Raw genomic sequence first — 23,829 nt, 5'->3', positions numbered from 1 at the left:
ACCGGAGCCGTGGGCGGTACGTCGTTCCACTCCACCAGGAGCTGCCGGCGTGCCGTCTCGTTCAGGACGGGCAGTTGCAGCGCCGGGCGCCGCGCCGCGTCCTCAGTGGTGAGGGCGTCCACGAGGTGCGACAGGACGGTTTCCAGGCAGCTGATGACGCGCTCGGCGTCCTGGGACCGGTCGACGCGGGCGTCGAGGCGGAAGGAGTCGCCGAGGTCGTCGACCGACAGGGCGACGGGGTGGCCGTTCCCCTCGGCGACGCGGTCGCCGGTCCCCGGCTGCCGGTAGTGCAGGGTCGCGTTGCACAGCGGGACCTCGGGCGGTACGGCGCTCTGCGCATGGGCGATGGCCGGTGGCGTGCGGTGGTACGGGGCGAGGTCCCGCAGCGCCCGCTCGGTGCCGCGTACCAGGTCGCGCACGCTGGTACCGGCCAGGTCGACACGCAGGGGGAGGAAGTCGACGGCGTCGTCGGGCGCGAGCTCGGCGCCGTGCGGCTGCCGGGGGCCGGGGACCGCGGTGCCGAAGACCACGTCGTCGCGCCCGCTGCACGCCGCGACGACCAGGGCCCAGGCCGCGTGGAACAAGGCGGCCGGGCCGACCCGCTGGTCCTTCGCGCAGGCCCGGACGCGTTCGCCGAGGTGCGCGTCGAGCGGATGGCGCGGTGCCGGGAGCTGATGGCCGCCGCCGTGGGCGTCCTGGAGCCCGAACATCAGGGTGGGCTCGGTGACGTCCCCGAGCGTGGCCCTGAAGTGCTCCGCCGCGTCGGGCACCGGGACGGCGTGGGCGGTCCGTGCGGCGACCTCGCCTTCGAGAGCGGCCGGGGGCTGCTCCTGCCCGGTGCCCTCCACGGCCGCCAGGTCACTCAGCCGGGCCTCCGGGTTCGTGGCGATCTCCCTGAGCACCCGCCCGTACAGCTCGGCCATCTCCCGCGCCCGCTCACGGCTGAAGAGGTGTTCGCGGTACTGGAGCTTGAGCCGCAGGTGGGCGCCGTCGGGGTAGACGAACACGGTCACCGGGAAGTGGCTCAGGGTGAACAGGCCGATGCCGGTGACGGTGACACCGGCCGCCTCGCTCGCCTCCGCGATGGCCTCGCGGTCCAGCGGGAACGACTCGAAACCGATGAGGGTGTCGGCCAGGACCGGCAGGCCGGCGGCGCGCTGGATCTCGGCGAGCCCGTGGTGGTGATGGCCGAGCAGCGCCCCTTGGCGTTTCTGGAGGCCCGTCAGCATGTCGGTGAGGAGGCCGTCCGGGGGGCAGGGGACGCGTACCGGGACGGTGTTGATGAAGGTGCCGACGATCGACTCCGCGCCGGGCAGCGTGGCGGGACGCCCCGCCACCGCGGCGGCCAGCACGACGTCCTGTCGTCCCGTCAGGCGGCTGAGGACGACGGCCCAGGCGCCTTGCACCAGCGTGTTCAGGGTGACGCCCGTCGCTGCGGCGCGGCGCGGCAGTTCGCGGGCCGCGCCGACGGGCAGCGGGACGTCGATCCGTCCGACGTCCGCGCTGTCGGCGCCCGGGGCGGCGTCGGGCGCGAGCAGCGTCGGCCCGTCGAGGCCCGCCAGCTCCTTCGCCCACACCCGCCCCGACTCCCGCCCGTCCTGCCGGGCCAGCCAGGCGAGGTACTCGCGGTAGCTGCGGGCCGGGGGCAGCGCCGAGGCGTCGCCCCGGCCGGCGTACAGGTGCAGCAGGTCCCGGACGAGCAGCGGCAGGCACCAGCCGTCGACGTTGGCGTGGTGGGCCGTCAGGACCAGCTCGTGGCGGTCCGGGGCCAGGGTGAGCAGCGAGGTGCGCAGCATCGGCGGTGTGGCCGGGTCGAAGTGCACCTTGAGGTCGCTCGCCAGGAACTGTTCGTGCGCCGAGTCCCGCATGGCCTCGCCGAGGCCGCTCAGGTCGAGGTACTGCCAGGGCACCTCGACTCCGTCCACGACGAGCTGGACGAGGTCACCGTCGGGGCCCGGCGCGTAGGCGGCGCGCAGCGCGGGGTGCCGGTCCAGGAGGGCCTGTGCGGCGGTGCGCAGGCGGGCGGGGTCTACGGGGCCGGACAGGCCCAGCGTGTACTGGACCTGGTACGTGTCGAGTTCGGCGCCCGCCTCGCGGCCCATCATCGAGTGCACCAGCAGGCCCAGCGGCAGGGGCGGCACCGGCCAGATGTCGGACAGGCCCGGGTGGCGCTCGCGCCACTCGTCGATGTCGTCCTGACCGACGGCGACCAGCGGTACGTCCGACGGGGTCAGGCCGCCCGCGCCGGGCTCGGCGGTGTGCCGGGCGAACGCTTCGAGGGCCTGGCACCACAGGTCGGCCAGCTCACCTACCTCCCCAGCGGTCAGGATGCCTTCCGGGGCGGTGAACCGGGCGCCCAGGCGCGGGCCTTCGGCGGTCTCGGCGACGGCCGCGCGCACGGCGAGTTCGGCGTCCGCGGGCAGGTGCGGTGCGTGGCCCGTGTCCAGGCCGGCGTCCAGGTCGGCCGGCCCCGCCGCGGCGGGGGCCGGGGTGAAGCCGGGGCCGTGCGGCTCGGCGGGCAGGCCGGCGGCGGCCGGACGGCCCGGGAAGGCGAAGAGGATCTGCCCGTCGCCGTGCCGCTCCAGGACGGCGCCGGTCTCGGGGTTCAGGTGGCGCAGGAGACCGTGGCCGAGGCCCTGGTCGGGCAGTGCCCGCAGCTGCTCCTTGACGGACTTGAGGACGGTGCAGGCCGCGGGCCCGCCCGCGAACGCCTCGTCCAGGTCGGCTCCGGCCACGTCCAGGCGGACGGGCGCGACGCCGGTGAGCGGGCCGACCGTGCGGGACAGGTCGGCGCCGGGGACGGCGGCTTCGGCGCGGCCGGGTGCCTCCCTGCGGATCAGCGACGACGGCGCGGTCACGCCGCGCCCCGCGCGCCACTTCGTCACCGCCATCGCGAGGGCGGCGAGCAGGGCGTCGTCGACGGCGCAGCGGAAGGCGGCCGGGAGGGCGGTCAGGAGGGTGTCGCCGGTCTCGGCTGGGAGTTGGACACGGACCTCGGTCAGCGTGGAGTTCACGTCGACGGCCGGGTCGAGGCGGCGGGCGCCGAGGTCCGGGTCGGGGCCCTCGACGATGGAGCGCCACAGGTCCAGTTCGGCCACGCGCCCGGGTCGCCGCGCCTCCTCGGCCAGGGCGTGGGCCCAGCGGCGCGCCGATGTGGCCACCGGGGGGAGTTCGGGGGCCTTGCCGTCGCGGACCCGCTGCCAGGCCTCGGCCAGGTCGGGCAGGAGGATGCGCCAGGATGCGCCGTCGACGACCAGGCGGTGCAGGACCACCAGGAGCCGACCGGGCCGCGCGGTGCCCGCGTCGAACCAGACGAACTGCGCGACGACCCCCGACTCCGGGTCCAACCGGCCGGTGGCTGCGTGGAGTTCGGCCCGGAGCAGGTGCTGCCAGGTTTCGGCGGCCCGGCCGGGACCGGCGTCCATGTCCCGTGCCGCGTCGTGAGCGACCCGGTGGATCAGCCCGTCCACGTCCACCGATCCGGGCGCCGCGACGATGAACCCGCCCCCCTCGGCCTCCACCAGGCGGGCGCGCAGCATGTCGTGGTGGTCGATCACGGCACCCAGGGTGGCGGCGAGCCGGTCCCGGTCCATGGCTTCGGGCAGGTCCAGGACCATCGCCTGTGCGGACCGCGCGGAGATTCCGTGGCTCTCAAGGGCACGCGTCGACGGCAGGTGCGGCAGCCGGCCCACGCCCCCGCCGTCCGGCTCGTCCAGCGCCGCGTCGGCGTCCGACCGCGCGGCGCTGACCGTCCGGGCGAGGGCGGCGACCGTGCGACACTCGAAGATCTGCCGGGTGCCGACCTCCACACCCCGGGCCCGCGCCCTGGAGGTGATCTGGAGCGACTGGATGCTGTCGCCGCCGAGGGAGAAGAAGTCGTCGTCCACGCCGACCTGGCTCACGGAGAGCACCTCGGCGAAGATGTCGGCGAGCACCTCCTCCACAGGGGTGGCGGGGGCCCGATAGTCGGCGCCGCGGAACTCGGGCCGGGGCAGCGCCGCCTTGTCGGCCTTGCCGTTCGGCGTCAGCGGTATCTCGTCGACGGTCATGAAGACGCCGGGCACCATGCCGTCCGGCAGCCGCCGGGCCAGGAAGGCACGCAACTCCGCGGCGCCAAGACCCAGTTCGAGGGCGAGGTGCCCGGTCCGTTCGCCGCGCCCGGCGCCGTAGAACTCCTCGTCGGACACCGGCACCACATAGCCGACCAGCTGCTTGTTCCGGCCCCGCCCGCCGTCGTGGGCCACGACCACCGCCTGCCGCACCCTTGGATGCTTCGTGAGGACGGCCTCCACCTCACCGGTCTCGATCCGCAGCCCCCGCACCTTGACCTGGTCGTCGCTGCGGCCCAGGTACTCCAGCTGCCCCTGCTCGCCCACCCGCGCCACGTCCCCGGTGCGGTACATCCGGCCGCCCGCCGGACCGAACGGGTCCGCCACGAACCGTGCGGCGGTCAGTGCCGGGCGCCGCAGGTATCCGCGCGCCAGGCCCGGACCCGCCAGATACAGTTCGCCGGGCCGCCCGTCGGCGACCGGTTCGAGGCGCTCGTCGAGCACGTACGCCCGCATGTCCGTCATCGCCGTGCCGATCGGCACGGCACCCTCGGTGAGCGGTCCGCTGAACGTGGCCCACACCGTGGCCTCCGTCGGCCCGTACGCGTTGATGAACCGCCGGCCGGGGCCCCACTCGGTCACCAGGCCCGGTGTGCACGCCTCCCCGCCGATGACCAGGACCCGCAGCCGCTTCAGCGACTCCGCGGTGCCCGGGGGCAGGGTGGCCAGCACACTCGGCGGCAGCGTCGCGTGTGTCACTCCGCGCGCCGCGAGGACGGCGGCCAGTTCGTCACCGACCAGCCGCTCCCGCTCGGGCACCACGAGCGCGGCCCCGGTGGTCAGCGCCGACACCAGGTCCCACACCGACATGTCGAAGCTCAGCGAGGCGAATTGCAGCACCCGCGCGTCCACCGTGCCGTCCAGGCCGCCGAGCCGCACCGCCTCGGCCCGCAGCGCGGCGAGCCCGGAGTGCGTCACCGTGACGCCCTTGGGCCTGCCGGTGGAGCCCGAGGTGTAGATGACGTACGCGGCGTGCGCCGTGCTCAGCGGCGCGACCCGCCGCGCGTCGTCCGGGTCCGTCGGCGGCGCCTGCCGCCAGGCCGCCGCCGTCGTCGGCTCGTCGACGGCCACCACGTCCGTGTCCAGGTCCTCGGGGAGCTGCGCGGACGCGTCCCGCGTGGTCAGCACGGCGGCGGGCGCGGCGTCGGCCGCCATGTACGCGATCCGCTCCCGCGGGTAGCCGAGGTCCCAGGGGAGGTACGCGGCGCCCGCCTTCATGATGCCGAGCAGCACGGCGATCTGCTCGGCCGTACGCGGCATCGCCACCGCCACGACGTGTTCCGGGCCGATCCCCCGGCCGATGAGCCAGTGCGCGATCCGGTTCGCGCGCGCGTTCAGCTCGCCGTACGTCCAGGAGTGGTCGGCCGCTTCGACGGCCGGAGCGTGCGGCGTCTCGCGGACCCGCGCCTCGAACAGTCCGGGAAAGGTGGCCGGGGCAAGGGTCGTGCCGGTGGACGGTTCGGCAGCGGACGATCCTTGTAGGTCGTTCACGGATTCTCCAAAGGTTCAAGGCGGCGAGCGGGTCGAAGGCTGCGGTGCGCCGGGCGGCAGGGGCGGGGGGCGGCCAGGGGTAGGGGTGCTACCGGGCCGGTCGCAGGGAGACCGGCAGACTGCTGTACCCGTGCAGGAAGTTGGAGTGGATGGGCTTGGCCGGACCGTTCGCCGCGGCCTCGTCGACGTGGGTGCACAGCGCGGTGAGCATGGCGGCGATCTCGGCCCGGCCCAGGTAGGCGCCGAGGCAGAAGTGCGGCCCGTACCCGAACGACACGTGCTTGTTGGGTGTGCGGCCCAGGTCGAAGGTGCCGGGGTCGGCGAAGACGTCCTCGTCGTAGTTGGCCGAGCTGTTCCAGAGGGTGACGACGTCCCCGGCGCGCAGGGTCCGTCCGCCGATCTCCACGTCCGCGAGGGCCCGGCGGCCGAAGTGCATGGCGGGGCTGACCCAGCGCAGGACTTCCTCGACGGCGCTGTCGACGGACACCTCACCGGACTTGAGCCGCCGCCACTGCTCCGGGTGCTCGATCAGCTCGCGCATGCCGCAGATCATGGACAGCCTGCTGGTCTCGTCGCCACCGATGATCACGCTGTAGCAGTTGAAGATGATTTCCTGCTCGGTCAGCGGCTCACCGTCGATCGTGCTGGTCGCGAGGACGCTCACCACGTCGTCGCGCGGGTCGTCACGCCGCTCGGCGGCCAGCTCCGAGAAGTAGAAGAGCAGTTCGTTGCGGGCGACCAGTGCCTCGTCCGCGGACTGGCCCTCCTCCTCGGTGCTGAGCGCCTCCTTCGTCAGGGTCAGCAGATAGTCGCGGTCACTGGCCGGTACGCCGAGGAGGTCGGCGATGGTGGCCATCGGGATGTGCTCGGCGACGTCCTGGGCGAAGTCGCAGTCGCCGCTCTCGACGGCGACGCGCACCAGCCGGTCGGCGCGTTCGCGCACCCCGGCGACGACGGGTTCGAGCACCCGGGGCGAGAACGCCTTGAGCAGCAGGTTGCGCAGGTCGCGGTGGCGGGGGCCGTCCGTGACGGCCAGCATCTTGCCCGCGGCCGAGTCGCCGCCCTCCAGGAGGGTGGTCAGGACGTTGCCCCGCTCGGAGGTGAACCGCTTGTTGTCCCGGTAGACCCGCATCACGTCGTCGTGGCGCGAGAGCACCCAGAACCCCGGGACGGCGCGGCCGGTCACCTCGTGCCAGTGGACGGGGTCCTCCGCCCTGAACCGGCGCCACATCGCGGCCAGTTCGGCGCCGGGTGCCATGAACGTCCGCGGGTCGGTGAGGTCGGTCGCCCCGACGGTCAGGGGCGGCGTCGCGGGCGACGGGGAAGCCACGGGCGTCGCGGGGGTCACGGGGGTCGGAGGGGTCATGGTCAGTGCCTCGCCTTTCGCTGGGCCGGGGCGCCCAGCACCGTGAGTTCCCCGGCGAAGGGCCTGCGGCTGTGCGGGTCGAAATGGTGTCGGTCATCACGAGGAGTTCGCCGGCTTCGCGGGGCCCGTGCTTTTCCGCGGCGCACGGACGGAAACGGAACCTGCCATTCACTGGTGATGCCGAGAGTGGGAGAGGACGACGGATGTCGGTTACCGGCTCGCCGGTTTCCTGATGCCGGTTGCCGGTTGCCGGTTGCCGGTTGACAGGACCGACTGCTGTGCGTGCAATTCCTGCCGGTTCAACCGTTCTCCACTCCACCCCATTGGTTTCCGGCCTCGTTCGCCTGCGCGGAACCGTAACGCAAGCAGGCCGAGGCCCCGCCGGTCAAGGTTCGGGTGTCCCGTCGACGGGACGCGGCCACCGGCCGATTTCCGGTTCACCATTCGCGGGTCGGCGGGTATGTTCGGGCGGAGCACGCAGGCCGTCGATTTAATCCGGCGAATCCAGATGATTCCTGTGACCATTTGATTCCGCCTTTCGAATGCCGCACGATCTGCTGAACACGGCATGATCTGTCGCACACGACTCGAATCAATTCCCCTGGTCGACTGCGCCAGGTGCCGGTCCGGACATTCGGGCAAACCCAGAAGCAGAAGGAGGGGGAACATGGCGAGTCCCACGACCCATCGGCCCTACATTTCATCGAGGGCCTCGGTGTTGCAGGGCAATAGTCTGGGTGAACTTTTTCTGCTGGCGCGTGAGCGCGGCGCCATCGACATGGCGCTCGGCACCCCCGGCTACCCCGAGCCCGCCCTCGACATCATCGAGGCGGCCCACGAGGCCATGCGCGCCGGGCGCAACCAGTACGACAACCCGGCCGGCGATGTGCTGCTGCGGGAGCGGATCGCCGCCACGCTGCCCACCCCGACCGACCCGGACACCGAGCTGACCGTCACCGTCGGCGCCACCGAGGCGCTCTGCGTGGCCCTGCTCACCACCGTCGACCCGGGTGACGAGGTCGTCCTGCTCGACCCGGGCTACGAACAGTTCAAGGCGGCCATCGCGCTGGCCGGTGCCGTGCCCCGGTTCGTCCCGATGCACGCGCCCGACTGGCGCTTCGACCCGGCCGACCTCGCCGCCGCCTTCTCACCGCGCACGCGTGCCGTGCTCCTGAACTCGCCGGGCAACCCGACAGGGCGCGTACTGGACCGCCAAGAGCTGGCGCAGATCGCGGAGTTGTGCGAGCGGTGGGACACCACCGTCATCTGCGACGAGGTGTACAGCAACTTCGTCTTCGACGGCCGGGTGCCGACCTCGGTCACCGAGGTGCCCGGGCTCGCCGAGCGCAGCATCGTCGTCGGCTCGCTCTCCAAGAGCTACGCGATCAGCGGCTGGCGGCTCGGCTTCCTGCGCGCGGACGCGGCGCGCACCGAGGCGCTGCGGCGCGTGCACGAGCTGACCACGAACGGCGCCGCGACCCCGCTCCAGGTGGCCGTCGGCCTGGCCGCCCTCTCGGCGGACCTGAGGGCCGGGGGCGAGGAGATGGGCCGCCGACGCGACCTGGCCCTGCGGATCTTCACGGACATGGGCATGAAGATCGTCCCCGCCGAGGGGGGCTGCTTCCTGTTCGCGGACGTGAGCCCGCTCACCGGGGGCCGCAAGGACAGCAGGGCCTTCACCTTCGAACTCCTGGACAGCGCCGGGGTCCTGGTGGTCCCCGGGGGGCCCTCCTTCGCCGATCCCGACCGCGGCCGGAATCACGTACGCATCGCGTTCAACCGGCAGACCGAACTGCTGCGCGAGGTCGAGCGCCGGATCCGCGCCGCCCGGCCCGCCGACAAGTAAAGGGGTTTCCCAGATGAGGCAGTGCACGGCCGACCAGTTGGGCCCGCTTCCCGACTTCCTGCGGCCCGGCCCCGAGGACGTCGTCCGCATTGTCACGCCCCCGGGCGACCAGCTGTGGCTGGTGCGCGACTACACGCTCGGGCGCGCGGTCCTGACGGACAAGAGGTTCAGCCGGGCCGCGTCGCTCGGGCCCGAGGCGCCGAAGTTCAACGACGCCCAGCCCTCGGCGGACTCCATGATGAGCATGGACGGCAGCCGGCACGCCCGGTTGCGGCGCCTGGTGAGCGGCGCGTTCTCCACCGGCCGCATGGCCAGGATGAGCACCTTCGTGGAGGAGATCACCGACCGGCGCCTCGACGCGGTCGGCGACCTCGGCCACGGTGTGGACCTGATCGAGAACCTCGCGCGGCCGCTGCCGCTGTCCGTGCTCTGCTCCATGCTCGGCATCCCCGAGGAGGACACCTCCCGGTTCCGCGGCTGGGTGGAGGTGCTCTTCGACATCGACGCGAGCACACCCCGCGAGAAGGCCCGGTACCGCATCGAACTCATCGAGTACATCATCGAGTTGATGGGCCGCAAGCGAAGCGACCCGCAGGAGGATCTGCTCAGCGACCTGATCGCCGTGCACGACCGCGGTGAGCTCTCCACGAACGAGCTGCTCACGCTGGGACTCACCCTCCTGATGGCGGGCTACGAGACGACCGCCGGGCAGATCAGCCTCGCGACGCTTTCGCTGCTGACCGACCGCGGTGTGTACGAGGAGCTGACCGAGCACCCGGACCGGATCGGCAACGCGGTGGAGGAGCTGATCCGGCTGAGTCCCGCCACACCGCTGACCTTCATGCGCGTCGCCACCGAGGCCGTACAGGTCGGCGACGTGACGGTGCAGCCGGGCGAGGGCATCGTGGTCGCCCTGCTGTACGGCAACCGCGACGGCGACGTGTTCGCCGATCCGGAGTCCATGGCACTCGTCGACGGCCGCGACGCCTCCCATCTCACCTTCGGCCACGGGGTGCACCGCTGCCTGGGCGCGCCACTGGCGAGGATGCAGGTGCGCATCGTCCTCGAACGTCTCACGCGGCGCTTCCCGACGCTGCGGCTCGCCGACGTCCCCGAGCCCTTCGTGTGGAAGGACGGCATGGGCATCCGCGGTCTCTCCCGGCTCCAGGTCGCCTGGTAGCCGGGAGAGAGACCGGGCCGGTCCACCCGTCGCCCCGTCGCCCGTCGGCGCGCCCGTCCGTCGTCTCGCCCTGCCTTCGCGGCGGCTCTTCCCAGCACCCCGTACCAGCACACCAGTTGACCTTCAGTGAGGAATGGCATGTCTGTTGAGGACACCCACAGCGATGCGGGGCTTGCAGGGGAACCCATAGCCGTCGTCGGGATGTCCTGCCGCCTCCCCGGGGCCCAGGGCCCCGACGCGTACTGGCAGCTGCTCGACAGCGGCCGCAGCGCCATCACCTCCGAGGTGCCGCCGGGCCGCCGGGGCACCGCGGTGGGTCCGGGCGGTTTCCTGGAGCACGTCGACCGGTTCGACCCGGAGTTCTTCGGGATCGCGCCGCGTGAGGCCGCCGCGATGGACCCGCAGCAGCGCCTGATGCTGGAGCTGAGCTGGGAGGCCCTGGAGGACGCCGGCACCCCGCCGGGACGCCTGCACGGCACGGACACCGGTGTGTTCGTGGGGGCGATCTCGGGCGACTACGCGGTCCTGCTCGACCGGCAGGGCCCCGGCGCCATCACCTCGCACACGGTGACCGGGCTCAACCGCGGCGTCATCGCCAATCGGGTCTCCTACACCTTGGGCCTGCGCGGCCCGAGCCTCGCCGTGGACACGGCGCAGTCGTCCTCGCTGGTGGCCGTGCACCTGGCGTGCGAGAGCCTGCGCCGCGGGGAGTCGCGGACCGCGCTGGCGGGCGGGGTGCACCTGAACCTGCTCGCGGAGGGCACGGCCGGCGCCGTCGCGTTCGGCGGGCTGTCTTCGGACGGCCGGTGCTTCACCTTCGACGCGCGGGCCAACGGGTACGTGCGCGGCGAGGGCGGCGCCGTCGTCGTACTGAAGCCGCTGGCCCGCGCGCTGGCCGACGGCGACCGGGTGCACTGCGTGATCCTCGGCAGCGCGACCGGCAACGACGGCGCGACCGCGAGCCTGACCGTGCCCGGCGCCGACGCGCAGGCCGACGTCATCGCCCGGGCGTGGCAGCGGGCGGGCGTCTCCCCGGACGAGGCGCAGTACGTGGAGCTGCACGGCACCGGCACCCGCCGCGGTGACCCGGTGGAGGCAGCCGCGCTCGGTTCCGCGCTCGGGACGGCGCCGGGGCGGCGGACACCGCTGCGCGTCGGCTCGGCGAAGACCAACGTGGGGCATCTGGAGGGCGCCGCCGGTGTCGTCGGGCTCCTCAAGGCCGCGCTGAGCATCGGCCGGCGGCGGCTTCCCGCGAGCCTGAACTTCGAAGCCCCCCACCCCGACATCCCCCTGGAGGAGCTGAACCTCCGGGTGCAGACCGCGTCCGGGCCGTGGCCGCTCGCGGACCGGCCGCTCGTCGCGGGGGTCAGCTCGTTCGGCATGGGCGGCACCAACTGCCACGTCGTACTGGCCGAGGCTCCGCGCGCCGAGCAGCCGTCGCCTCCCCCGCCGCCCCCGGCCGTGCCGTGGCTGCTGTCGGCCAGGACCGGGCCGGCCCTGCGTGAGCAGGCCGCGCGGCTGCTCGACGCCGTGCGGGGCGAGCCCACCGGGGCCGGGCCCCTCACCGACGTCGCGGACGTCGGCCACTCCCTCGCGGTGACCCGCACCGCCTTCGAACACCGCGCGGCCGTGACCGGCGCGGACCGGGACGCGCTGCTGCGCGGGCTGGCGTCGCTCGCCGAGCGCGAGGGCAGTCCCGGCCCCAACCCCGGAGGGGTTTTCACCGGTATCGCGCGCGCGGGTGCCACGGCGTTCCTGTTCTCGGGCCAGGGGGCGCAGCGGGCCGGCATGGGCCGCGGACTCGCGGCGGCCTTCCCCGTCTTCGCCGACGCCCTGGAGGAAATCTGCGGCCACTTCCAGCCGGACCTGCGGGAGGTGATGTTCACCGGGGCCGAGCGCCTCGACCAGACCGCGTACACGCAGACGGCGCTCTTCGCCTTCGAGGTCGCCCTCCACCGGCTCGTCACCGCGTGCGGCGTACGGCCCGCCCGGCTGCTCGGCCATTCCGTCGGGGAGATCGCCGCCGCGCACGTGAGCGGGGTGCTGTCCCTCGCCGACGCCTGCGCGCTGGTGCGGGCGCGCGGAACACTCATGCAGGCGGCCCGTGCCGACGGCGCGATGGTGGCGCTCCAGGCCTCCGAGGAAGAGGTCACGGCGCTCCTGAACGACCGCGTGTCGCTCGCCGCCGTCAACGGGGCGCGCTCCACCGTCGTGTCCGGGGACGAGGACGAGGTCCTGCGGATCGCCGACCGGTTCGCCGGTGAGGGCCGCAGGACGCGGCGGTTGCGGGTGAGCCATGCCTTCCACTCCCCGCACATGGACGGCGTCCTGGCCGACTTCCGGCATGTCGCCGAGCAGCTGACCTACCGGGCGGCGACGATCCCCGTGATCTCCAACCTCACGGGCCGGCCCGCGGGTGAGGAGATCGGCTCGGCCGACTACTGGGTCCGGCACCTCCGCGAGGCCGTGCGGTTCCACGACGGCCTGGCCGCCCTGCGCGCCGCGGGCGTCACCTCCTACGTCGAGATCGGCCCGGACGCGGTGCTGAGCGCGCTGACGCGGGCCGCGCTCGGCCCGGGCGAGCCCACGCCCGTCCCCCTGCTCCGGCGGGACCGGCCCGAAGCCGAGACCTTCGTCGCCGCCCTGGCCCAGGCCCACGTCCAGGGTGTCGGGGTCGACTGGGAGGCGGTGCTGCCCGGCCGCCGCGTGCCGCTTCCGCCATACGCGTTCCAGCGCGGCCCCTACTGGCTCGGTTCAGCGGACGGGGCTCGGGAGGAGGCGTCTGGCGGGGCGGGTGTGCCGGAGGGCCCGGGCGAGGCTTCGGACGAAGCTCCGGCGGAGGCTCTTGCCGAGGGAGGGCCCACGGGCGAGCGGCCCCGCTCCGCCCTGGAGCTGGTGCGCGTCCACACCGCGATCGTCCTCGGTCATGTCACCCCGCACTCCGTCGACACCGGTCGGGCCTTCAAGGACCTCGGCTTCGACTCGATGATGGCGGTCGAGCTGAGCGACCGGCTGACCGAGGCGACCGGCGTGCGGCTGCCGGACACGCTGCTCTTCGACCACCCGAGCCCCGCCGACCTGGCCCGCTTCCTCGACGACGGACGGCGCGGCGAGAGCTCCGTGGTGCCGGCGCGGGCGGAGCGCCCGGCCGACGACGAGCCCATCGCGATCGTCGGGATGGGCTGCCGCTACCCGGGCGGCGCCACGACGCCGGAACGGCTGTGGGAGCTGGTCGCCGCGGGCCGCGACGCGATCGGGGAGTTCCCCGACGACCGCGGGTGGGACCTGACCGGGCTGTACGACCCGGACCCCGACAAGGCCGGTACGTCGTACACACGCCACGGCGGTTTCCTCTATGACGCCGCCGGGTTCGACGCCGCGTTCTTCGGTCTCTCCCCGCGTGAGGCCACCGCGATGGACCCGCAGCAGCGACTGCTCCTGGAGACCAGCTGGGAGGCGCTCGAACGGGCGGGCGTGCGCGCGGAGACGCTGCGCGGCACCCGGACGGGTGTGTTCGTCGGAGCGACGGCGCAGGAGTACGGACCGCGGTTGCACGAGCCGGCCGACGGTCACGAGGGGTACCTGCTGACCGGCAACACCCCGAGTGTCGCCTCCGGCCGGATCGCGTACACGCTCGGCCTGGAGGGCCCCGCCGTCACGGTGGACACGGCGTGCTCCTCGTCGCTGGTGGCGCTGCACCTGGCCGTCCAGGCGCTGCGCGGCGGCGAGTGCGAGCTGGCTTTCGCCGGTGGCGCCACCGTCATGGCCACGCCGGGGATGTTCGTGGAGTTCGCCCGGCAGCGCGGGCTTTCCGCCGACGGCCGGTGCAAGGCGTTCGGCGCGTCCGCGGACGGCACGGGCTGGGCGGAGGGCACCGGGATGCTCCTCCTGGAACGCCTCTCCGACGCCCAACGCAACGGCCACAAAATCCTGGCAGTGATCCGCGGCTCCGCCATCAACCAGGACGGCGCCAGCAACGGCCTCACCGCACCCAACGGCCCCTCCCAGGAACGCGTCATCCGCCAGGCCCTGGCCACCGCCGGACTCACCCCCACCGACATCGACGCCGTCGAAGCCCACGGCACCGGCACCACCCTCGGCGACCCCATCGAAGCCCAAGCACTCCTCGCCACCTACGGACAGAACCGCGACAGTGAACGTCCCTTGTGGCTGGGCTCGTTGAAGTCCAACATCGGCCATGCCCAGGCCGCCGCGGGCGTCGGCGGCATCATCAAGATGGTCATGGCCATGCACCACGGCATCCTCCCCAAGACCCTCCACGCCGACGAGCCGACACCGCGGGTCGACTGGGACGCCGGTGCGGTGGCCCTGCTCACCGAGCCGATCCCCTGGCCCGAGACCGGTCGGCCCCACCGCGCCGGCGTGTCGTCCTTCGGCATCAGCGGCACCAACGCCCACGTCGTCCTGGAGCAGGCCCCCGAAACCCAGGACACCACCACTGCCCCGGAGGGGGACGGTGTGCCGGGGCCGTGGCTGCTGTCCGGCCATACCGAGGAAGCCCTGCGCGCCCAGGCCACCCAGCTCCACACCTTCATCAACGCCAACCCGCAACACTCCGTGCACGACGTGGGATTCACCCTCATGACCACCCGCGCCCGCCTCACCCACACCGCAGCCGTCATCGCCCAGGACCGCGAAGGATTCCTCACCGGCCTCACCGCCCTCGCCAACAAAACCCCCTCCCCCCACATCCACCACGCACCACCCACCACACCGACAACACCCCGCACCGCGTTCCTCTTCACCGGCCAAGGCAGCCAGCACCCCGGCATGGGCCGCGAACTCCACACCACCTTCCCCGCCTTCGCCGACGCCTACGACACCATCTGCGAACACCTCGACCCCCACCTGCCCCAACCCCTCAAAACCATCGTCTTCGCCGACGACAACACCCCCCAAGCCGCACTCCTGCACCAGACCCAATACACCCAACCCGCCCTCTTCGCCCTCGAAGTCGCCCTCTACCGACTCCTCGAACACCACGGCGTCACCCCCGACCTCCTCCTGGGCCACTCCGTCGGAGAAATAGCCGCCGCCCACACCGCAGGCGTCCTCAACCTCACCGACGCCTGCACCCTGGTCACCGCACGCGGCCGCCTCATGCAGTCAGCCCCCACCGGCGGCACCATGACCGCCATCCAAGCCACCGAAAACGAAATACGAACCTCACTCGCCCCCTACACAGGCCTCCTTGACCTCGCCGCCGTCAACGGACCCACCTCCACCGTCATCACCGGCGACACCCGAGCCGCCAACCAACTCGCCCAAATCTGGCGTGAAAGAGGCCGCAAAACCACCAACCTCACCGTCAGCCACGCCTTCCACTCACCCCACATGGACGGCATCCTCAACGACTTCCACCACATCGCCACCACCCTCACCTACACACCACCCCACACCCCCCTCATCTCCAACATCACCGGCCACATCGCCACCACCGAAGAACTCACCAACCCCGACTACTGGACCCGCCAACTCCGCCACACCGTCCGCTTCCACGACGGCATCCAAACCCTCCACCACAACAACATCACCACCTGCCTCGAACTCGGCCCCGCACCCATCCTCACCTCCCTCACCCACAACAACGGAACCGAAGAAGAGGAAGGCCAGGCCATCAACGCCACACCCCTCCTCCGCCCCGGCCACCCCGAACCCCACACCTACACCACCGCCCTCACCCAACTCACCCTCCACGGCACACCCCTCAACCCCCAACACCTCTTCCCCCACGCCCACCACACCACCCTCCCCACCTACCCCTTCCAACGCCACAACTACTGGCTCACGAGCCCCTCGGCTCGCGGGGACGTCGCGGCTCTGGGGCTGGGAGCGGCCGGGCATCCTCTCCTCGGCGCGGCCGTGGACGTGGCGGGGAACGACACCGCCGTCCTCACCGGGCAGATCTCTCTGGCGGACCACGCCTGGCTCGGCGACCACGTGGTGGCGGGCAGCGTGCTGCTGCCGGGTGCCGCGTTCGTCGAACTGGCTCTGCACGCGGGCGAGCGGCTCGGCTGCGGCCACCTCGGCGAGCTCACGCTGGAGGCCCCGCTGCCGCTGCCCGAGCGGGGCGGTGTCCAGGTGCAGGTCATGGTCGGGGCGCCCGGCGCCGACGGCCACCGGCCGGTGAGCCTGCACGCGCGGCGCGGTGATGAAGAGGACTGGACCCGTCATGCCACCGGACATCTCACGCCCGTTGACGACGGTGGCGACGACGGTAGCGGCTCGGTGGTGACCGCCTGGCCGCCGCAGGGAGCGGTGCCGTTCGACGTCGCCGGCCTGTACGAGCGCCTCCTGACGCAGGGGTACGACTACGGCCCCTCCTTCCAAGGTGTCCGTGCCGCCTGGCGGCACGGTGACGATCTCTACGCCGAGATACGTCTCGCACCGGACCAGGAGGCTCAGGCCCCGCGCTACGGGCTGCACCCGGCGGCCCTGGACGCGGCCCTTCACCTGGCCGTCCTGGACGACGACCGCGCGGACGACGACAGCGCGGACGACGGTACGGCGGTACGCCCGCCCCGGCTCCCGTTCGTCTGGTCCGGCGTCACCTGCCGGACCACCGGAGCGTCGGCTCTGCGGGTCCGTGTGAGGCCGACGGGCGACGACACCGTCACGCTGGAGATCACCGACCTCGCCGGCGCCCCGGTGGCCTCGGCCCAGGCCCTGACCCTGCGGCCGGCGGCCCCGGCTGCCCCGGCGGCGCGGCGGGACTCATGGTTCACCGTGGAGTGGGTCCCCGTACCCGGAGGCGACTCCGTCGACGCCGCCGCCGATGCCTCCGAGGCCGTCGTACATCGGGTGACCGGTGACGAGCCGCACGCGAACGCGCGCGAGACGCTGGGCGTCCTCCAGGAGTGGCTGGCCGGGGAGGCCGGGAACGGCCACGGCACCCGGGAACGCCGCGAGGGCGGGCGCCTCGCCGTGGTCACCTCCGGGGCGGTGGCAGCGCTGCCCGGTGAGGGGGTGCCCGGTCTGGCCGCGGCGCCGGTATGGGGTCTGGTCCGTTCGGCGCAGTCGGAGCACCCCGGCCAGTTCACGCTCGTCGACACCGACGACCCCGCGCCGGAAATGATCGCGCGGGCGCTGCGCACGGGCGAACCGCAAGTCGCCGTACGCCGGGGCACCCTCCTCGTACCGAGACTGGTCCGGGCGGCGGACGCCCCGTCCCGCGCCATGCCGGCGCTGGAGGGGACGGTGCTCATCACCGGCGGCACCGGCACCCTCGGGAGTCTTGTGGCGCGGCACCTGGTGACCCGCCACGGAGCGCGTCATCTGCTGCTGGTCAGCCGCACCGGCCGTGACGACGCGCTGGAGGCCGAGCTGACCGCGCTGGGTGCCGAGGTCACCATCGCCGCGTGCGACGTCGCCGACCGCGACGCTCTCGCCGGGCTCCTGGGCTCCCTCGGCCGGCCGCTGACCGCCGTGATCCACGCGGCCGGTGTCCTCGACGACGCCACCATCGCCGCGCTCACTCCCGAGCGGATGAGGAGTGTCCTGCGCCCCAAGGCCGACGCGGCGCTGGCCCTGCACGAACTCACGCGGGAGCTGGACCTGAGCGCGTTCGTGCTGTTCTCCTCGGCCACCGGTCTGCTCGGCAGCCCCGGGCAGGGCAACTACACGGCGGCCGGTACGTTCCTGGACGCCCTCGCCGCGCACCGGCGCTCCGCCGGACTGCCCGCGACGTCGCTCGCCTGGGGACTGTGGGCCGAGGCCAGCGGCATGTCCGGCCATCTGAGCGCGCGGGACCTGGACCGGATGGGACGGGGCGGCCTGCTGCCGCTGGAGACCGCTGCCGCCCTCGACCTCCTCGACACCGCTCTCGCCGGTGACCTGCCGCTGGCGGTCCCGGCCCGGCTGAACCTGGCGGCGCGCACGCAGGACGGAGCGGTTCCGCCGCTGCTGCGGGGGCTCGTACGGGCTCCGCGGCAGCGCCGGGCGGTCGCCGGTTCCGGGGAGCCGTGGGCAGGGCGGCTGGCCGCGCTGCCCGCGGGCGAGCGGGCCGAGTTCGCACTGAGCCTGGTGCGGGCCGAGATCGGCGGGGCGCTCGGCCACGCCTCCCCGGACGCCGTCGAGACCGGCCGCGCCTTCAAGGACCTGGGGTTCGACTCCCTCACCTCGGTCGAGCTGCGCAACCGGCTGAACGCGGCGACCGGCCTGCGGCTTTCGGCCACCGTCGTGTTCGACCATCCCAGCCCCGACGCCCTGGCCGCCCACCTCATAGCCGAGGCGCTCGGCGACGCCCGGCGGGCCGCCCCCGTGACGGTGACGGCGCCCTCCGCCGAGCCGATCGCGATCGTGGGCATGGCCTGCCGCTACCCGGGGGGTGTGGCCTCTCCGGAGGAGCTGTGGCGGCTGGTCGCCGAAGGAACCGACGCCGTCGGCGACTTCCCCGACGACCGCGGCTGGGACCTGGACGGCCTCTTCGACCCCGATCCCGACCACCCCGGGACGTCGTACGCGCGGCGCGGCGGTTTCCTGTACGACGCGGCGGAGTTCGACCCGGCGTTCTTCGGGATCACCCCCCGCGAGGCCGCCGCCGTCGATCCGCAGCAGCGGCTGCTGCTGGAGACCGTGTGGGAGGCCGTCGAACGCGCGGGCATCGATCCGCTGTCCCTGCACGGCAGTGACACCGGCGTCTTCGCCGGGATCATGTACGGCGACTACGGCAGCCGGCTGGGCCGTGCCCCGGAGGGCGTCGAGGGGTACCTCGGCAACGGCAGCCGTGGCAGCGTCGCCTCCGGCCGGATCGCGTACACGCTCGGCCTGGAGGGCCCCGCCGTCACGGTGGACACGGCGTGCTCCTCGTCGCTGGTGGCGCTGCACCTGGCCGCCCAGGCACTGCGCAACGGCGAGTGCCGGCTCGCCTTCGCCGGTGGCGCCACGGTCATGGCCACGCCCTCCACGTTCGTCGAGTTCAGCCGCCAGCGGGCGCTGTCGCCCGACGGCCGGTGCAAGGCGTTCGGCGCGTCCGCGGACGGCACGGGCTGGGCGGAGGGCACCGGGATGCTCCTCCTGGAACGGCTGAGCGACGCCCGACGCAACGGCCACACGGTCCTGGCGGTGGTCCGGGGGACGGCGGTCAATCAGGACGGCGCCAGCAACGGCCTCACCGCACCCAACGGCCCCTCCCAGGAACGCGTCATCCGCCAGGCCCTGGCCACCGCCGGACTCACCCCCACCGACATCGACGCCGTCGAAGCCCACGGCACCGGCACCACCCTCGGCGACCCCATCGAAGCCCAAGCACTCCTGGCCACCTACGGACAGAACCGCGACAGTGAACGTCCCTTGTGGCTGGGCTCGTTGAAGTCCAACATCGGCCATGCCCAGGCCGCCGCGGGCGTCGGCGGCATCATCAAGATGGTCATGGCCATGCACCACGGCATCCTCCCCAAGACCCTCCACGCCGACGAGCCGACACCGCACGTGGACTGGGGCCAGGGGACGGTACGCCTCCTCACCGAGGAGCAGCCGTGGGGCACCGGCACCGACCGGCCCCGCCGCGCCGGCGTCTCCTCCTTCGGCATCAGCGGCACCAACGCCCACGTGATCATCGAGCAGCCGGGCGGCTCCGGGACGCCGGGCGGCGCCCCGGAGCCGGAGCGGCCGAGGGAGGAGGACACCGCCGTGGCGCTGTTCGTCTCCGGGCGGGACGAGCCGGGCCTGCGGGCCCAGGCCGGGCGGCTGCACGCCCACCTCGCCGGGCATCCCGGCCTCTGTCTGACCGACGTCGGTCACTCCCTGGCGACGACCCGGGCCGCCCTCCCGCACCGCGCCGCCGTCGTCGCCACCGGTCGCGCGGAGGCCCTGCACGGCCTGGAGGCCCTCGCGCGCGGGGAGACGACACCGCAGACCGTTCGCGCCACGAGCGCCGTGGCCCCGGGCAGGACCGCCTTCCTCCTCCCCGGCCAGGGCAGCCAGCGCCTGGCGATGGGCCGCGAACTCCACGCCCGCGTACCGGAGTTCGCGCGGGCGCTGGACGAGATCTGCGCCCACTTCGACACCCGGCTCGAACGGCCCCTGCGGGCCGTGCTGTTCGCCGCGCCCGACTCCGCCGACGCCGCCCTGCTGCACCGGACCGCTTACACGCAGCCCGCCCTCTTCGCCGTCGAGACCGCCCTCTACCGGCTCGTCGAGGGGTACGGCGTGCTCCCCGACTACCTTCTCGGGCACTCCATCGGGGAGGTCACCGCCGCCCACATCGCAGGCGTCCTCTCCCTCGCCGACGCCTGCACGCTCGTCGCCGCGCGCGGCAGGCTCATGCAGGCGGCCCGCGCCGACGGCGGCATGGCCGCGGTGCAGGCGACGGAGGAGGAGGTCCTGGAGACGCTGGCCGGGTACGGCGACGCGGCCACCGTCGCGGCCGTCAACGGCCCCCGCTCGGTGGTCGTCTCCGGTGACGAGGCCGTGGTCGACGAGATCGCGGCGCTGTGGCGGGACAGGGGCCGCAAGACGAAGCGGCTGCCGGTCAGCCACGCGTTCCACTCGCCGCACATGGACGAGGCCCTGGACGAGTTCCGTGCGGTGGCCGAGCGGCTCGCCTTCCACGAGCCGCGCGTCGCCGTGCTCTCCAACGTCACCGGCGAACTCGCCACAGCCGCGCAACTGCGGTCACCCGACTACTGGACGGCACACATCCGGCGGCCCGTCCGCTTCCACGACTGCGTGCGGTTCCTGGAGTCCCAGGGCGTCACGGAGTACCTGGAGCTGGGCGACGGCGTTCTCTCCGCGATGGTCCAGGAGTGCGTGACGGACGAACCGGCCACGCTCGTCCCGCTGCTGCGGGCGGGGCGCCCCGAGCCCGGCACCGTCACGGCGGCGCTGGCCCTGCTGGGTCTGCACGGCCACACCCTGGACCCGGCGGCGGCGTACCCCGGGGGGCGCAGGGTCGAACTGCCCACCTACGCCTTCCGGCGCGACCGCTACTGGCTCACCGGGGCCCCGGCCCCGGGCGATGCCGCGGGGCTCGGCCTGCACGCGGCGGACCATCCCCTGCTGGGCACCTCCGTGCTGATCGCCGGCCGGGACGCCCATTTGTTCAGCGGCCGGATCTCCTTGCGGACCCATCCGTGGCTGGCCGACCACACAGTGCGAGGCTCGGTGCTCGTACCCGGCACCGGACTGCTGGAACTGGCCCTGTACTGCGGGGAACACGTCGGCTGCGAGCAGGTGGAGGAACTGACCCTCACCGCACCGCTGGTGATCCCGGAGGACGGCGGAGTGCAGCTCCAGGTCGTCGTGGCGGAACCCGACGCATCGGGCGGGCGGCGGATCGACGTGTACTCCCGCCCGGACACCGACGGCCCGGAGGCGGCCTGGGCGCCGCACGCCGGCGGACGGCTCGTGCGGGCGGCGACGCAGGACCCGGCGCCGACGGACGGCAAGCCGGTGCCGGGAACCACGGACATCTCCCCGCAGGCCACGGGTGTGTGGCCCCCGGAGGGCGCGGTCGAGATCGATCTCGGCGGGGCCTACGAGCGGGTCGCGGGCGCGGGCCTCGCCTATGGCCCGGCGTTCACAGGGCTGAGCCGCCTGTGGGAGGCGCGGGGCGAGGTCTTCGCCGAGGTGGCACTGGACGAACAGGGGCAGGCCGACGCGGGCCGGTTCGTGCTGCATCCGGCACTGCTGGACGCGGCCCTGCATCCGCTGCTGCCGGGCGTGGCCGACCCTGACGTGCCGGCACGCCTGCCGTTCGCCTGGAGCGAGGCACAGGTGCACGCGGTGGGCGCCACGGCTCTGCGGGTCCGTCTCACCCGCACCGGTACGGACTCCGTGTCCCTCACCGCCACCGATCCAACCGGGACGCCGGTCGCCCGCATCGGCTCCCTCACCTTGCGCCCCCTGGCCGCCCAGGACGCGCGGCCCGGCACCCCCGAGGGGCTGTACGCCCTCGCCTGGCCCGCGCTGGGGACCGCTGCCGACACCCCTGTGGAGCCGGTCCGTTGCGCGGTGCTCGGCACAGCCGACGACGTCCACGGCCTGGCCCTCGGGCCGTCCGTGACGGCGTACGCCGATCTTGACGCGCTGCTCGGCGCGGAGGTACTGCCGGATGTCGTGGTGGTTCCGCCGGCAGGCCGCGGCGCCACGGGTGATGTCGCGGCGGAGGCCCGGGCGGCCGCCGCTCACGCGCTCACCCTGGTCCGCTCCTGGCTGGCCGAGGAACGCCTGGCCGCCTCGCGGCTCGTCCTGCTCACCCGCGGTGCCGTGGCCGCCCACGCCACCGACCTGGTCGACGACCTGACGCACGCGGCCGTGTGGGGTCTGGTGCGCTCCGCCCAGTCCGAGCACCCGGACCGCTTCACCCTGATCGACACGGACGGTTCGGGAGGATCACTGGCCGCGCTGGTGGCCTCGGCCGAGCCGCAGGTGGCGTGGCGCGACGGACGGGCACACGTGCCTCGCCTCTCCCGGGCCGGGCACGGCGACGGCACAGAGCTGCCCGCCTGGGGCCGGGGTACGGTGCTGATCACCGGGGCCACCGGGGCGCTCGGCGGCGTACTGGCCCGGCACCTGGTGGTCCGGCACGACGCCCGGCACCTGCTGCTGGTCAGCCGGCGCGGTGAACGCGCCCCGGGCGCCGAGGAGTTGCGCGAGCAGCTCGTCGAGCTGGGCGCCGAGGTCACCTTCGCCGCCTGCGACACGGCCGACCGCGAGGCCTTGGCCGACGTGGTGGCGAAGATCCCCGAGGATCGTCCGCTGACCGCCGTCGTCCATGCGGCGGGCGTCCTCGACGACGGTGTCGTCGAGACCATGACCGGCGAACAGCTCGACCGTGTCCTGCGCCCCAAGATCGACGCGGCGTGGAACCTCCATCACGTCACCGCCGGCCACGATCTCGCCGCGTTCGTGCTGTACTCCTCCGTGGCGGGCACGCTGGGCACGACGGGCCAGGCCAACTACGCGGCGGGCAACGCCTTCCTGGACGCCCTCGCCGCCCACCGCCGGGCCCACGGGCTGCCCGCCACGTCCCTCGCCTGGGGCCTGTGGACGGAGACCAGCGCGCTGACCGGGCACCTGGGAACCGCGGACCTGGAGCGCATGTCCCGCATGGGCCTGGTGCCGCTGTCCTCCACCGACGCGATGGCGCTGTTCGACGCCGCCTCCACCAGCGCGCACCCCGCTCTCGCCCTCACCCACCTGCGCCGCCACCCCGATGCCGAACCGCCGCTGGTACTGCGGGAGTTGCTGCCCGCGGGGCCTCGGCGGCGTTCGACCGCCGCGGGCGGTTCCCCGGCGGCCCCGGATGCGCAGCCGCTCGCCGAGCGCCTGAGCGGCCTCCTCCCGGCCGACCAGGAGCGCGTACTCGCCGATCTCGTACGCACCCATGTCGCCGGAGTGCTCGGCCACGCCGACACAGCGGGCGTCACGGACGACCGGGCGTTCCAGGACATGGGCTTCGACTCGCTGATCGCCGTCGAGTTCCGCAACCGTCTCAACGCCGAGACCGGTCGGCGCCTGCCCACCACTGTCGTCTTCGACCATCCCACCCCGCAGGCCCTCACGGCCTACCTGCGGGAACAGCTCGCCCCGGACACCGGAGGTTCCGCCGTCACGTCCGTCCTCGCGGAACTCGACCGCGTCGAAGCGGCGATGAGATCGGCGGACGCCGTACGGGAGGGCGTCACCGACCGCCTCCGGGAGCTCCTGAAGCTCGCGGACGCCGCCGCCGAGGAGACGGGCCCCGGCGAGGATCTCGATTCCGCCACCGACGACGAACTCTTCGCCCTCGTCGACGAACTGGAATGAACGCACACACCCCGGGGGCGATCCCCCGACGGACAGTCCCTGACCACCACACCGTTCCGGAGAGCTG

4 protein-coding genes and 1 pseudogene are annotated in these 23,829 nt (G+C 73.5%); 3 read left to right on the top strand and 2 right to left on the bottom strand.

Annotated elements, in window-relative coordinates:
* Positions 1-845 precede the first annotated feature (845 nt).
* Positions 846-5,600: pseudogene (locus J2N69_RS36840) on the bottom strand (amino acid adenylation domain-containing protein); the annotation flags it as partial.
* An 88-nt stretch (positions 5,601-5,688) separates the two neighbouring features.
* Positions 5,689-6,858, bottom strand: a complete 1,170-nt coding sequence (locus tag J2N69_RS28900) for a cytochrome P450 (RefSeq protein WP_230904921.1) — start codon at positions 6,856-6,858, stop codon at positions 5,689-5,691.
* Between the two features lie 823 nt (positions 6,859-7,681).
* Here J2N69_RS28900 and J2N69_RS28895 point away from each other — a divergent pair.
* The 3 genes from J2N69_RS28895 (at position 7,682) to J2N69_RS28885 (ending at position 23,762) form a co-directional block, all read left to right on the top strand.
* Positions 7,682-8,812 (top strand): pyridoxal phosphate-dependent aminotransferase, encoded by a 1,131-nt coding sequence (locus J2N69_RS28895; protein ID WP_230903295.1) that lies wholly within the window; start codon positions 7,682-7,684, stop codon positions 8,810-8,812.
* 13 nt (positions 8,813-8,825) lie between these two features.
* Positions 8,826-9,992: a cytochrome P450 gene (locus J2N69_RS28890; RefSeq protein ID WP_230903294.1), complete on the top strand. Its 1,167-nt coding sequence runs from the start codon at positions 8,826-8,828 to the stop codon at positions 9,990-9,992.
* A 138-nt stretch (positions 9,993-10,130) separates the two neighbouring features.
* The gene (locus J2N69_RS28885) at positions 10,131-23,762 is read left to right on the top strand and encodes a type I polyketide synthase (protein ID WP_230903293.1); all 13,632 of its coding nucleotides are present in this window, start codon (positions 10,131-10,133) and stop codon (positions 23,760-23,762) included.
* Positions 23,763-23,829 lie beyond the last annotated feature (67 nt).

Origin of the sequence: Streptomyces huasconensis, from assembly GCF_021028635.1 — a bacterium.
Lineage (GTDB): Bacteria > Actinomycetota > Actinomycetes > Streptomycetales > Streptomycetaceae > Streptomyces > Streptomyces huasconensis.
This window is presented reverse-complemented; position numbering and strand designations above follow the sequence as displayed.

Coding starts and splice junctions, on each gene's coding strand:
- J2N69_RS28900 (WP_230904921.1), bottom strand. CDS start 6,858: ATGGCACCCGGCGCCGAACTGGCCGCGATGTGGCGCCGGTTCAGGGCG.
- J2N69_RS28885 (WP_230903293.1), top strand. CDS start 10,131: ATGTCTGTTGAGGACACCCACAGCGATGCGGGGCTTGCAGGGGAACCC.
- J2N69_RS28890 (WP_230903294.1), top strand. CDS start 8,826: ATGAGGCAGTGCACGGCCGACCAGTTGGGCCCGCTTCCCGACTTCCTG.